Below are 14,071 nucleotides of genomic sequence, written 5' to 3'. Positions count from 1 at the left end.
TTATCAGTTATCAGTTATCAGTTATCAGTTATCAGTTATCAGTTATCAGTTATCAGTTATCAGTTATCAGTTATCAGTTATCAGTTATCAGTTATCAGTTATCAGTTATCAGTTATCAGTTATCAGTTATCAGTTCACTGTTTACTGATCACTGTTTACTGATCACTGAAAAAAACTCCCTTCTAGCCGTTTCCTAACAGTGGAGACTTGCTACCTCACCATTAAGATAATTGCTATATCTAGAGAATAAAACTACTTAGATTGGAAAAACTTTTTTCCTTCTTTAAAGAGTTTATTAATATCCTTGAGAGAAACCCCAAAAATCGCTAGAACTCCCGTAAAGACTAACAAAAAACCAATCAAACTATTCCGATCATAGAGAAATAAACCCACCAAAACGATAAAATAGGGAGAGAGAATTTTACTAATATTTTCAACTACAGTAACCACCTCTGGCGGGGGAGTCTCAACAAGATTAATATCAGTTTTATCCTGATCTGGTTCGAGATTTTGCTTAATTGAAAACATCACCTCCTGTAAGTCTTTTACCTCCGGTGGGTTCGGTTCTTTCGCTGGTTTGCCAAACATTGTTAACTCCCTCGCCAATTTATCTATATCCTCTATGGTAGCCAAAAAGAGGGCAAGCTGGAAAAGCGCGAGCAAGTCGAGAAATTCTCAGGGCAATTTTCCTTAACAACCCCCTCGGCCTCAGCTGCTATAATCAGAGGAACAACTCCCAAGTTCGTTAACGGTACAAAAAAACTATGAATACCAGTCCAGATCGTGTGATTATCTTCGATACCACCCTTCGAGATGGGGAACAGTCCCCGGGTGCCGCTTTAAATGTGGATGAGAAGCTAACCATAGCCCGCGCACTGGCACGACTGGGAGTTGATGTCATTGAAGCGGGTTTTCCCCACGCTAGTCCGGGGGACTTTGAGGCTGTGCAGAAAATTGCCGCCAGCGTCGGCAGCGAAGCTGATAGCCCGATTATTTGCGGATTAGCCCGGGCTACCCAAAAAGATATCAAATCAGCAGCCGATGCGCTCAGACCCGCCGCCAAGCCCAGAATTCACACCTTCCTAGCCACATCTGATATCCACCTCCAATATAAACTTAAGAAGACTCGTCAGGAAGTTCTTGAGATTGTGCCGGAAATGGTGGCCTATGCCAAATCCTTCCTTAATGATGTGGAATTTTCCCCCGAAGATGCCGGCCGCAGCGATCCGGAATTCCTCTACCAAGTCCTCGAAAGAGCGATCGCCGCAGGAGCCACCACCGTTAATATTCCCGATACCGTCGGTTACACCACCCCCAGCGAGTTTGGGGCTTTAATCCGGGGTATTAAGGAAAATGTCCCCAATATCGACCAAGCGATTATCTCCGTGCATGGTCACGATGATCTAGGGTTAGCGGTGGCTAATTTCCTCGAAGCAGTTAAAAATGGCGCTCGACAGTTGGAATGTACCATTAACGGTATCGGTGAGCGTGCCGGTAATGCTTCCCTAGAAGAGTTGGTGATGGCCCTTCATGTCCGGCGCTCCTATTTTAATCCTTTCCTCGGTCGTCCAGCAGAGTCCACGGAACCTTTAACCAAGATCAACACCAAGGAAATCTATCGCACTTCTCGCCTAGTTTCTAATCTTACCGGCATGATCGTGCAACCGAATAAGGCGATCGTCGGTGCTAACGCTTTCGCACACGAGTCGGGAATCCATCAGGACGGGGTGTTAAAACATAAACTCACCTATGAGATTATGGATGCAGAATCGATCGGTTTGACCCATAATCAGATCGTTCTCGGTAAACTCTCTGGACGCAACGCTTTTCGCTCTCGTTTACAGGAATTGGGTTTTGAGCTTTCGGAAACGGAACTTAATAACGCTTTTATCCAGTTTAAGGAAATGGCCGATCGCAAAAAGGAAATCACCGATCGCGATCTAGAAGCGATTGTTAACGATGAAATCGATACGGTTCCCGATCACTTCCGCCTTGAGTTAGTACAAGTGTCCTGTGGCAATAGTGCCAGACCCACGGCCACGGTAACGATTCGCACTCCCGACGGTAGCGAGTTATCCGATGCGGCCATTGGTACAGGCCCAGTGGATGCTCTCTGCAAAGCGATCGATCGAGTGGTGCAGATTCCGAACGAATTAATCTCTTTCTCGGTGCGAGAAGTTACCGAGGGAATCGATGCTTTAGGAGAAGTGACTATCCGTCTCCGTTACGAAGGACGCACCTATTCTGCTCGCGCGGCCGATACCGATATTATTGTCGCCTCCGCTCGCGCCTACGTCAGTGCCTTAAACCGTCTCCACGTCGCACTGCAGCAGAAGGAAAAAACCTCAGAAATGCTACAAGTCTAGATAGGGTTTTAGGGTGTTGGGGTATTAGGGTTTTAGTTGAAATTCCCCCATCACCCCACTTCCCCACACCCCACACCCCACTTCCCCATCTCCCCACACCCCACACCCCACGTCGCTGTTGGAGAAAATCTTAAATTTGTCTCGCAAATTTCGAAAATGTTGCTAAGTTAATAGTATGAGCTTGCGCTCTAATGATCGTGGTGCGAATGTACCAAAATAAGATTCCCGTAAAAGCAATGAGGGATGAAATTTATCCGTAAGAATCCGATCAAATTAAATACAATAGCTAAGGACTAAAGGAATTAGCCAAGGGAAATAGGGATTATTTTCCCCTTGCCAGTGGGAACAGTTAACCCGCCCGATAATTCCTTTGATTGTTAGCTATCTGGTCAACACCGCAGACAAACCGGCGATCGGATTTCGGTCTTCCAGCCATTTACCCAATTTTTGCAGGAGCCAGATTATGAGTTGACCGAGCTAAAACAGCATTCCGTGTCGCTAAAATCGCATCGACACAAGAGAATTTAAGCAAAGATCTTCTCCCATTTGTTGTAATTAAAGCTACAATCGGAAAAGTCTTTCCCCGTCTCGGATTTGAGACACAAATTCGTTCAGTATCACCTAGATTGAGATTCGATCTTCTAGTTTTGCACAGAAGGAGCAAGAGGAAAACGGCATGACGCAGGCCCACGATGTACTAACCCTTACCGAGCCGCAATTGGATTTAGATTTGATTGACCTAGACGAAGACTTCGATGATGAGGATATCGAGTTAGAGCTAGAAGAAACCAGCGATAGCAACGATGGCAAAAAAAACCGCCGCCTTGCCAGCGCTCGTCGTCGCGACGCGGCCAGAAAAAAACCCTATACGGAAGATTCGATTCGGATTTATCTGCAAGAGATCGGCAGGATTCGGTTATTGAGAGCGGAGGAGGAGATCGAATTAGCGAGAAAAATCGCCGATCTACTGAAATTAGAGCGCATTCGCGAAGATTTTCGCCTCTATACCGATGCTGAATGGGGAAAACAGGTTTTCCTGTTCGAGCGCATCGAAAAAATTATCGTTGAAAAATCGGAAAAAGAACCGAAATTATCGGATATTAAGGCTTATTTAGGTAAGACGGAGCTAACGGCTCCCCTGGTGGAAGAATGGCTGGCCAAATCAAAGGAATACTTATCGGCCTTTAAGCGTCGATTGTACCATGGTCGTCGCGCTAAGGAAAAAATGGTACAATCGAACCTGCGTTTAGTGGTTTCGATCGCCAAGAAATACATGAATCGCGGTCTTTCCTTCCAAGATTTAATTCAAGAAGGTTCCCTCGGTTTGATCCGCGCCGCCGAAAAATTCGACCACGAAAAGGGTTATAAATTCTCCACCTATGCCACTTGGTGGATTCGTCAAGCCATCACCCGGGCGATCGCAGATCAATCCCGCACCATTCGTCTCCCCGTCCACCTCTACGAAACCATCTCCCGGATCAAAAAAACCACCAAGATTCTTTCTCAGGAAATGCGTCGCAAACCCACCGAGGAAGAAATCGCCACCAAGATGGAGATGACCATTGAAAAACTGCGTTTTATTGCCAAATCTGCCCAATTACCTATTTCTCTAGAGACTCCCATCGGTAAAGAAGAAGATTCCCGTTTAGGAGACTTTATCGAAGCGGATGGGGAAACCCCAGAAGATGAAGTTTCTAAAAATTTATTACGCGAGGATTTAGAAAATGTCCTCGATACCCTTAGTCCTCGTGAACGCGATGTGCTGCGTCTGCGCTACGGTTTGGATGACGGCCGGATGAAAACCCTCGAAGAAATCGGCCAAATCTTCAACGTCACTCGCGAGCGCATTCGTCAAATAGAAGCCAAGGCTCTGCGGAAACTGCGTCACCCTAACCGTAATAGTATCCTCAAAGAGTACATTCGTTAATTTCCCGCTCTCAAAAAACTGGCAACTGGGTCTCCTTGAGGCTCAGTTTTCTGGTGGTCTTTGCAGAAATATCGAGGGTTTGCGACAAAAAGTTTCTTGTGGGGTGTGGCCCCCCTGCCCCCCCGACATCGGGGGGGCAGGGGGGGTGTAGGGTTTGACCGATTTCTAGGAGGTCAATTACCTAATTTTCAGGGGAAAATTAGGTACTTTTTCCCTGAAAATATCAATAGTAACTGTTCAGGGGGGAAGGAAATCTGCTAAGTAGTCGTGCAAAATAAATTTCCTAGTGAAGAAAGGCAAGAGGCAAGAGGTGGTTAGTTAGATATGTGTAATTAATTTTGCTTAGGTACTTAATCTAGGTAATATGGATGGGCATTACCTACGGTTTAGCCGCTCAGGACAAGTTTAGCCCTTAGTTATCGGCACAGTTAGGGCAAAATCGCCTCAACCTCTTAATCCTCAATCCTTACCCATCTCTGGGGAACCTAACTTGTCTGGAAAACTCTTGCAACAAATAACACAAATCTGTTATCATGGTTTGTCTGTGTCCCGATTAACCATACCAGTATTGAGAACGAGAAACGACTGTGGCTAATACAAAGTCTGCACTCAAACGAGTCCAAATCTCCGAAAGAAATCGACTACGCAACAAAGCGTATAAGTCAGCCGTAAGAACCCTGATCAAAAAATGTCTTGTCGCTGTCTCGGCCTACGGAGCCAACCCCAGCCCAGAAGGCTTAGAAAGCGCCCAACAAGCTCTATCGGAAGCTTACAGTAAAATCGATAAAGCCGTCAAGCGCAACGTCTTGCACCGGAACAACGGCGCTAGAAAAAAAGCTGGTTTAGCCAAGGCTTTGCAAAAAGTTAGCCAAGCTTCCTAAGAAACAAGTAAGCTGTAATCAGGACAGACGCAACAAGCGATCGGGGGTCGATGCAATTAATAGATACGCACGTTCATTTGAACTTTGACGTTTTGCAAGCCGACTTGCCCGCTATCTCCGAACGTTGGCGAAGTGTGGGAGTCGTTCATCTGGTTCACTCCTGTGTCGAACCAGAAGAGTTTGCGGCGATTAAAGCCATTGCCGATCAATTTGAGGAAATTTCCTTCGCCGTCGGTTTACATCCCCTAGATGCCCAAAAATGGCGAGATAATAGTGCCGATCAGATCGAATCCCTAGCCCGATCTGATCGGCGCGTCGTGGCGATCGGGGAAATGGGTTTAGACTTCTATAAAGCGGATAATCAAGAGCAGCAAAAACAGGTCTTTTGGACGCAATTAGAAATCGCCCATCGTCTCGATAAACCCGTGATTATCCATTGTCGAGATGCGGCCCCGGTCATGCGGGAGGAAATCAGCGCTTTTAGGCAACAAGTGGGACAAATTCGCGGCGTGATGCACTGCTGGACTGGCAACCCCGAAGAAACTCAATGGTTTTTAGATTTGGGTTTTTACATCAGCTTTAGCGGCATTGTCACCTTCAAAAACAGTAAAACCGTGCAAGCTGCCGCCCAAATTGTCCCCAGCGATCGCCTACTGATCGAAACCGATTGCCCCTTTCTCTCCCCCAATCCCCACCGAGGTAAACCCTGTGAACCCTCTTTCGTCTTCCATGTGGCCGAAACCGTCGCCCGTCTGCGCGGCTATCCGGTCGAAACCCTAGCCGAACAAACCACCCACAACGCCCGCAACTTATTTCAACTCCCCAGTTAAAAAACATATTTTATTAGCACAGAGCAGGGAATGGGGAAATGGGGAAATGGGGAGACCACTTCGTGCGCGTTGCGGGGGGAAATGGGGAAATGGGGGGATTCAACTAAAACCCTAAAACCCCAAAACCCCAAAACCCTAAAACCCTAACATCCAACCCCCAACACCCAACCCCTCACTGCTCACTGATATCCGACCGTCGCTATCGTGTCATCAGCCCTTGTAACCCTATGAACAATCTGACCTTTAACCTCTTACCTGACCTCATCGAAATCCAACACTCCAGTTTTCGGTGGTTTTTGGAAGAAGGACTAATCGAGGAACTGAATAGCTTTTCCCCCATCAGCGACTATACAGGTAAATTAGAACTACATTTCCTCGGCCAGGACTACAGACTCAAAGAACCAAAATACAGCGTCGATGAGGCCAAACGACGCGATAGCAGCTATTCCGTTCAGATGTACGTTCCCACCCGTTTAATCAACAAAGAAACGGGAGAAAACATCGAACAGGAAGTCTTTATCGGCGATTTACCCCTGATGACCGAACGGGGAACCTTTATCATTAACGGGGCCGAACGAGTCATCGTCAATCAGATCGTCCGTTCCCCCGGTGTTTACTACAAAGCCGAAATCGACAAAAACGGTCGCCGTACCTACTCCGCTTCCCTGATTCCCAACCGAGGAGCTTGGTTAAAATTTGAAACCGACAAAAACGGCTTAGTTTGGGTCAGAATCGACAAAACTCGCAAATTATCCGCCCAAGTTCTCTTGAAAGCGATCGGATTGAGCGATAACGAAATCTTTGACTCCCTACGCCATCCCGAATTTTACCAAAAAACCCTCGACAAAGAAGGCAATCCCAGCGAAGAAGAGTCCCTCCTCGACCTGTACCGCAAACTACGCCCCGGAGAACCTCCCACCGTCACCGGCGGACAACAACTGCTCGAATCGCGCTTTTTTGACAATAAACGCTACGATCTCGGTCGCGTTGGTCGTTATAAACTCAACAAAAAACTACGCCTCAACGTCCCCGATAACCAGCGCGTTCTCACCACCACCGACATCTTAGCGGCGATCGACTACCTAATTAACCTCGAATTTGACATCGGCAACACCGACGACATCGACCACCTCGGCAACCGTCGCGTCCGTTCCGTGGGTGAACTGCTACAAAACCAAGTGCGAGTAGGTTTAAACCGCTTAGAAAGAATCATTCGGGAACGGATGACCGTCAGCGAATCCCAAAACCTCACCCCCGCTTCCCTAGTCAACCCGAAACCCCTAGTAGCGGCCATTAAAGAATTCTTTGGTTCCTCGCAACTCTCCCAGTTCATGGATCAAACCAACCCCCTAGCGGAATTGACCCATAAACGCCGTATCTCCGCCCTTGGACCCGGCGGTCTGACCCGGGAACGGGCCGGTTTTGCCGTGCGCGACATTCACCCCTCCCACCACGGCCGCATCTGTCCGGTGGAAACCCCCGAAGGTCCCAACGCCGGCTTAATCGGTTCCCTGGCCACCTACGCTCGCGTCAACGACTACGGTTTTATTGAAACCCCCTGTTATGTGGTGGAAAATGGCCGAGTCCGCTATGATCTCCCCGTTAAATACCTCACCGCCGACGAAGAAGACGATCTCAGAGTCGCACCGGGAGACGTAGCCACCGATGAAAATGGTTATATCCTCGGCGAAACTATCCCCGTGCGCTATCGGCAGGAATTCTCCACCACTTCCCCCGAACAAGTGGACTACGTTTGTGTTTCCCCCGTGCAAATTGTCTCGGTGGCCACTTCCCTGATTCCCTTCCTCGAACACGACGACGCTAACCGCGCCCTCATGGGTTCTAATATGCAACGACAAGCGGTTCCCCTGCTGCGTCCCGAACGTCCCCTTGTGGGAACGGGATTGGAAGCACAGGCCGCTCGCGACTCCGGCATGGTCATCGTTTCCCGTACCAATGGGGTCGTTTCCTACGTCGATGCTAACCGGATTCGCATCAAAGTGGCGGATGAAGACAAAGAGATTTTTGGTAAGAGCGAGATCGAGTACGAAATTCAGAAATATCAACGCTCTAACCAAGATACCTGCCTAAATCAGCGTCCTTTAGTCTATCAAGGGGAACAGGTTGTCCCCGGGCAGATCCTCGCCGATGGTTCCGCCACCGAAGGAGGAGAAATCGCCCTCGGACAGAATATCCTCGTCGCCTATATGCCCTGGGAAGGCTATAACTACGAAGACGCGATTTTAATCAGTGAAAGACTGGTGGCTCAAGATGTCTATACCAGTATCCACATCGAAAAATACGAAATCGAAGCCCGTCAAACTAAACTTGGACCTGAGGAAATCACCAGGGAAATTCCCAACGTCGGTGAAGATGCCCTACGAAACCTCGATGAACGCGGCATTATTCGCATCGGTGCTTGGGTAGAAGCCAGCGATATCCTCGTGGGCAAAGTCACCCCGAAAGGAGAATCAGACCAACCCCCTGAGGAAAAACTACTGCGGGCAATTTTCGGCGAAAAGGCCCGGGATGTACGGGATAACTCCCTACGCGTCCCCAACGGCGAAAAAGGCCGGGTAGTGGATGTGCGGGTATTTACCCGCGAACAGGGGGATGAATTACCCCCCGGGGCCAATATGGTGGTGCGGGTCTACGTTGCCCAAAAACGCAAAATCCAAGTGGGCGATAAAATGGCGGGTCGTCACGGCAATAAAGGGATTATTTCTCGGATTCTGCCCCTAGAAGATATGCCCTACCTCCCCGATGGTCGTCCCGTCGATATCGTTCTCAATCCCCTAGGGGTTCCCAGTCGCATGAACGTGGGTCAGGTGTTTGAATGTTTACTGGGTTGGGCCGGCGAAAATCTGGGCGTGCGCTTTAAGATTACTCCCTTTGACGAAATGTACGGGGAGGAAGCCAGCCGTTTAACCGTCCACGGATTGCTCGAAAATGCCTCGAAAAAACCTAATCGCGATTGGGTTTTCAAGGAAGAACACGCCGGCAAAGTTACCGTCTATGATGGTCGCACCGGCGAACCCTTTGACCGTCCCGTTACCGTCGGTATGGCCTATATGTTAAAACTGGTTCACCTGGTTGATGATAAGATTCACGCCCGTTCTACCGGTCCCTACTCCTTGGTTACTCAGCAACCCTTGGGCGGTAAAGCTCAACAGGGGGGACAGCGCTTCGGAGAAATGGAAGTCTGGGCCCTGGAGGCCTACGGGGCGGCCTATACTTTGCAGGAATTGCTAACGGTGAAATCCGATGATATGCAAGGACGGAATGAGGCTTTAAATGCGATCGTAAAAGGTAAGCCGATTCCCCGCCCGGGTACGCCAGAATCCTTTAAGGTTTTGATGCGAGAATTGCAATCCCTCGGCCTCGATATCGCCGTTCACAAGGTGGAAAATGCCCCCGATGGTACTTCCCGCGATGTGGAGGTGGATCTGATGGTCGATGTCGGCCGTCGCGCCCCCTCTCGCCCCACCTACGAATCCTTAACCACGGAAGACCTTGAGGAAGAAGAATCGGAAGTGTAATTTCAGTTATCAGTTATCAGTTATCAGTTATCAGTGAGAAGTCAGGAGTCAGGAGTCAGTCCCGATGAAAAAATTTTCACCCCCACAGATGAAAGAGGTTTCTTTCCCCACACCCCACACCCCACACCCTACACCCTCTTTCCAGTCAGGAGACAGGAGAGAATTTTCCAGGAAAAAGCAAAAAAAAGGACAGTAAAGTAAAAATTTGCCTATTCCCCGTTCCCTATTCCCTGTTTTCTGTTCCCTTTTCTAACTGATAGCTGAATGCTGAATGCTGATAGCTAATAGCTGTTTACTTGTTACCCGGATCGAGATGTTTTATAACCAAACTGTTGACAAAGGAAAACTAAAAAAACTGATCGCTTGGGCCTATCAAAACTACGGTTCGGCGCGCTGTTCACAAATGGCCGATGAATTGAAAAACCTCGGTTTTCGTTTCGCTACCAAAGCAGGGGTTTCCATTAGTGTGGATGATTTAACCGTACCGCCGGCTAAACGACAGATGATCGAAAGTGCCGAACAGGAAATCCGGCAAACCGAACAGCGTTATGTGCGCGGGGAAATCACCGAAGTGGAACGCTTCCAAAAAGTAATTGACACTTGGAATAGTACATCTGAATCGCTTAAAGATGAAGTAATTCGCAACTTCCAAGTTACCGATCCCCTCAACTCCGTCTATATGATGGCTTTCTCCGGAGCGCGGGGTAATATGAGCCAAGTACGTCAGTTAGTGGGAATGCGGGGGTTAATGGCTAATCCCCAGGGGGAAATTATCGACCTCCCGATTAAGACTAACTTCCGGGAAGGATTGACCGTTACCGAATACGTTATTTCCTCCTACGGGGCGCGCAAAGGTTTAGTTGATACAGCCCTACGGACGGCAGATTCCGGTTATTTGACTCGTCGTCTCGTCGATGTGTCCCAAGATGTCATCGTCCGCGAGGCCGATTGTGGCACCAATCGTTACATCGAATTAACCGCCATGACCGATGGCGATCGCGTGTTAATTCCCTTAAGCGATCGCCTATTAGGGCGCTCCCTGGCCGAAGATGTGGTGGTCAACGGAGAAGTGATCGCCACCCGTAACCAGATTATCGATGACGAAACCGCCGAAAAACTGGGCAAACTGGTCGATAAAATCAAAGTCCGCAGCCCCTTAACCTGTGAAGCAGCCCGCTCGGTTTGCCAAACCTGTTACGGTTGGAGTCTGGCCCACGGTCATCCGGTAGATATGGGGGAAGCAGTGGGGATTATTGCCGCCCAATCGATCGGGGAACCGGGGACTCAGTTAACCATGCGGACCTTCCACACCGGGGGCGTATTTACCGGAGAAGTAGCCCGGCAAGTGCGGAGTCCCTTCGAGGGAACTGTGCGTTTTCTGCCGGGGTTAAGTATCCGTAACGTGCGAACCCGCCACGGAGATGAACGGGATCAAGTGGAGGCCCCAGGGGAAATTAAATTAACACCCAGGGATAAAACTAAAGAAACTGTCACCTACTCTTTGACTCCTGGTTCACTGCTATTCGTCACCGATGGGGCAACAGTAAGCGAGGAACAGTTACTAGCGGAAATTACCTCCGATAAAGTCCAAAAATCTACGGAAAAAGCGACGAAAGACGTAACCAGTGACTTAGCCGGCGAGGTGCTATTCTCCCAATTAGTCCCAGAGGAAAAAACCGATCGCCAAGGCAACACCACCCGCATCGCCCAACGGGGGGGATTACTATGGATTCTCTCCGGAGAAGTGTATAACTTGCCCCCAGGGGCCGAACCCGTGGTCAGTAACGGCGATCAAGTCCAAGTGGGGGATGTTCTGGCGGAAACTAAGTTGGTATCCACTAACGGCGGTTTGGTGCGTTTAGCCCCCAATAGCCGGGAAATCGATATCGTCACCGCTTCCGTGTCTTTGGATCAGGCCGAAGTAAAGGTAGAAAGTAGTGCCGGTCGGGAACAATTTATTATTCATACCGGAGATGGTCAACGCTTCCTGCTGAAAACCACTCCGGGGACAAAAGTACAGAATCATGCCATTGTCGCCGAGTTAATCGATGATCGCTATCAAACCCACACCGGCGGCATGATTAAATACGTCGATATCGAAGTCTCCAAAGGCAGCCGCAAACAGGGTTATGAAATCACCAAAGGCGGCACGATCCTCTGGATTCCCGAAGAAACTCACGAAGTTAATAAAGATATCTCCCTCTTACAGGTGGAAGATGGGCAGTATGTGGAAGCAGGGGAAGAAGTGGTTAAAGACATCTTCTGTAACTCTAGCGGTGTGGTGGAAGTGATCCAGAAAAATGACATCCTCCGGGAGATTATTGTCAAACCGGGGCTGTTATTTATGGATCTCGAACCGGAATCCTCCGGAATTGCCCAAGAACAGTTAATTTACCCTGGAACACAGTTGACTCCCGAAGTCACGATCGAAGAGTTACGGCAAGCGGAATGGGTGGAAACTAACGAGGGTTTGGGGCTACTACTGCGACCAGTACAGGAGTTCACCGTCGATGACCAATCCACTTCTCCGACCCAAGGGTCCGCTAACCAAGAAGGGGGACGGCATATCGAATTGCGATCGGTGCAGCGCATCTTCTTTAAAGACGGGGAAAGAGTTAAATCCGTCGAGGGTTGTCAACTGATCAGCACCCAATTAGTCCTAGAAATTTCTAGCGAAGAACCAGAATCGGTCTCCCATCTGACGGCTGATATCGAGCTAGAACCGATTGAGGACAGCGATTGTCAGCGTTTACAGTTAGTTATTCTGGAATCTCTGGTGCTGCGTCGGGATAGCGATGGTGATCCTTTAGGGGGTAATATTCAGACTCGCGTTCTCGTCCAAGATGGCGATGAAATTCCACCGGGGGCAGTGGTAGCCCGCACCGAGATCCAGTGTAAGGAAACTGGAGAAATTCGCGGGATTCGCAAGGGGAGCGAAGCGGTGCGCCGTCTTTTAATCGTGCGTACCAGTGACGAGTTTATTCTCCCGATCTCTGTTGCTGCCACCGTCAAGGCCGGGGATCTGGTAATCGCCGAAACCGAGATCGGTGCCGGAGTTTTAGCCCCCAATTCCGGTCAAGTGTTGGCCGTTGACAAAACCGCCACTGGCTATGATATCCGTCTGCGTAGCGCCCGACCCTACCGAGTATCGGCGGGGGCCATTCTGCACATCGATGAGGGGGATTTAGTCCAACGGGGCGATAATTTGGTGCTGTTGGTGTTTGAGCGCTCGAAAACTGGGGATATCATTCAAGGTTTACCCAGAATCGAAGAACTGCTCGAAGCACGCAAACCGAAAGAGGCTTGTGTCCTAGCACGCAAACCGGGAGTTTGTCAAGTGGAGTACCAAGATTCTGAGATTGTCGATATTAAGGTGGTCGAAGATGACGGCACGATCAGTGAATATCCGCTTTTAGGCAGTCAAAATCCTCTGGTGAGCGATAATCAGCGTATCGATGTGGGTCAGGCGTTAACCGATGGTCAGGCTAATCCCCACGAGATTTTAGAGGTGTTCTTTAATTATTATGTGGATAGCCTGGGCAGTTACGAAGCAGCCCTGAAGGCCTTAGAAAAAACCCAGATGTTCCTCGTTGATCAGGTACAGTCGGTCTATCAATCCCAGGGAATCGATATTGCCGATAAACACATCGAAGTGATCGTGCGTCAGATGACCTCTAAGGTGCGGATCGATGACGGCGGCGATACCAGTATGTTACCCGGGGAATTGTTGGAACTGCGACAGGTGGAGACGGTCAACGAAGCCATGTCGATCACCGGCGGGGCGGCGGCTAAATATACGCCTGTACTACTGGGAATCACCAAGGCCTCCTTGAATACCGATAGCTTTATCAGTGCCGCCTCCTTCCAAGAAACCACCCGCGTTCTCACCGAAGCGGCGATCGAAGGCAAGTCCGACTGGTTACGCGGTCTCAAGGAAAACGTGATTATCGGTCGTCTGATTCCGGCAGGTACTGGCTTCAATGCCCACGAAAACACGGCGGGGATCGGCGATTACCCCCCCCCAGAGGAGGAATATAACTACAACAATCGTAGCTATTACGCTGCCCCCGGCGGGATCGGACTCCCCCCCCGTCCCGGTTTCGGCGATAGTAGTGACGATAGCGATATGATTCTTGACGATCAAACCGCTCGCGCCTACGCTGAGGGTGATGTGGTCGATTTAGAGGATGATGAAATGGCTTTCCTCTCCTCCCGCGGCAGCAGTCGCTTTAGTCGCCCACCTATCAGCGATCGCTGGTCAGCAGCTGATGAGGAAGGAGAGGAGGACGATTTCGAGGAGGATTACGAAGAAGAAGAATAATCCTCGGTCGAGATATTACAAGCAGCAGTGGGAGACATGGGGAGGCCAGGGCAATTTTTCTAGAGAAAAACCCTGATGATTCCCCAAGAATCTCCTACTTCTCCGAATTTTCTCTTAAGTCGGGATGACAGGATTTGAACCTGCGGCATCCTGCTCCCAAAGCAGGCGCGCTACCAAGCTGCGCTACATCCCGAAGTGAACTCTTTT

General features: G+C 49.4%; 6 protein-coding genes, 1 tRNA gene and 1 pseudogene. 6 read left to right on the top strand and 2 right to left on the bottom strand.

Going from position 1 to position 14,071, the window contains the following annotated elements:
* Nucleotides 1-252: 252 nt before the first annotated feature.
* Complete coding sequence (locus ACE1AQ_RS08620) at nt 253-588, bottom strand: hypothetical protein (protein WP_110544245.1); 336 nt, start codon at nt 586-588, stop codon at nt 253-255.
* A 176-nt stretch (nt 589-764) separates the two neighbouring features.
* Between ACE1AQ_RS08620 and ACE1AQ_RS08615 the strand changes: the two genes are divergently transcribed.
* From ACE1AQ_RS08615 to ACE1AQ_RS08590, 6 genes and pseudogenes are all read left to right on the top strand, one after another.
* Entirely contained in the window at nt 765-2,366 is a 1,602-nt protein-coding gene (locus ACE1AQ_RS08615; protein WP_008198795.1) for a 2-isopropylmalate synthase, read from the top strand.
* A 676-nt stretch (nt 2,367-3,042) separates the two neighbouring features.
* Nucleotides 3,043-4,293 carry an RNA polymerase sigma factor RpoD gene (gene rpoD / locus ACE1AQ_RS08610; RefSeq protein ID WP_008198793.1) on the top strand — a complete coding sequence of 417 codons (1,251 nt, stop codon included), beginning with the start codon at nt 3,043-3,045 and terminating at the stop codon, nt 4,291-4,293.
* A gap of 587 nt (nt 4,294-4,880) precedes the next feature.
* Nucleotides 4,881-5,174 carry a 30S ribosomal protein S20 gene (rpsT, locus tag ACE1AQ_RS08605; RefSeq protein ID WP_002737368.1) on the top strand — a complete coding sequence of 98 codons (294 nt, stop codon included), beginning with the start codon at nt 4,881-4,883 and terminating at the stop codon, nt 5,172-5,174.
* Between the two features lie 50 nt (nt 5,175-5,224).
* Nucleotides 5,225-6,004, top strand: a complete 780-nt coding sequence (locus tag ACE1AQ_RS08600; protein WP_008198789.1) for a TatD family hydrolase — start codon at nt 5,225-5,227, stop codon at nt 6,002-6,004.
* A gap of 227 nt (nt 6,005-6,231) precedes the next feature.
* Nucleotides 6,232-9,543 carry a DNA-directed RNA polymerase subunit beta gene (rpoB, locus tag ACE1AQ_RS08595; RefSeq protein ID WP_106909657.1) on the top strand — a complete coding sequence of 1,104 codons (3,312 nt, stop codon included), beginning with the start codon at nt 6,232-6,234 and terminating at the stop codon, nt 9,541-9,543.
* Between the two features lie 313 nt (nt 9,544-9,856).
* Nucleotides 9,857-13,538 (top strand): annotated as a pseudogene (locus ACE1AQ_RS08590) (DNA-directed RNA polymerase subunit beta'); the annotation flags it as partial.
* Nucleotides 13,539-13,983: 445 nt separating this feature from the next.
* Here the strand turns inward: ACE1AQ_RS08590 and ACE1AQ_RS08585 are convergent.
* Nucleotides 13,984-14,057: transfer RNA gene (locus tag ACE1AQ_RS08585), tRNA-Pro, on the bottom strand.
* Nucleotides 14,058-14,071: the final 14 nt, after the last annotated feature.

Source organism: Microcystis sp. BLCC-F209 (assembly GCF_041928595.1).
Lineage (GTDB): Bacteria > Cyanobacteriota > Cyanobacteriia > Cyanobacteriales > Microcystaceae > Microcystis.
This window is presented reverse-complemented; position numbering and strand designations above follow the sequence as displayed.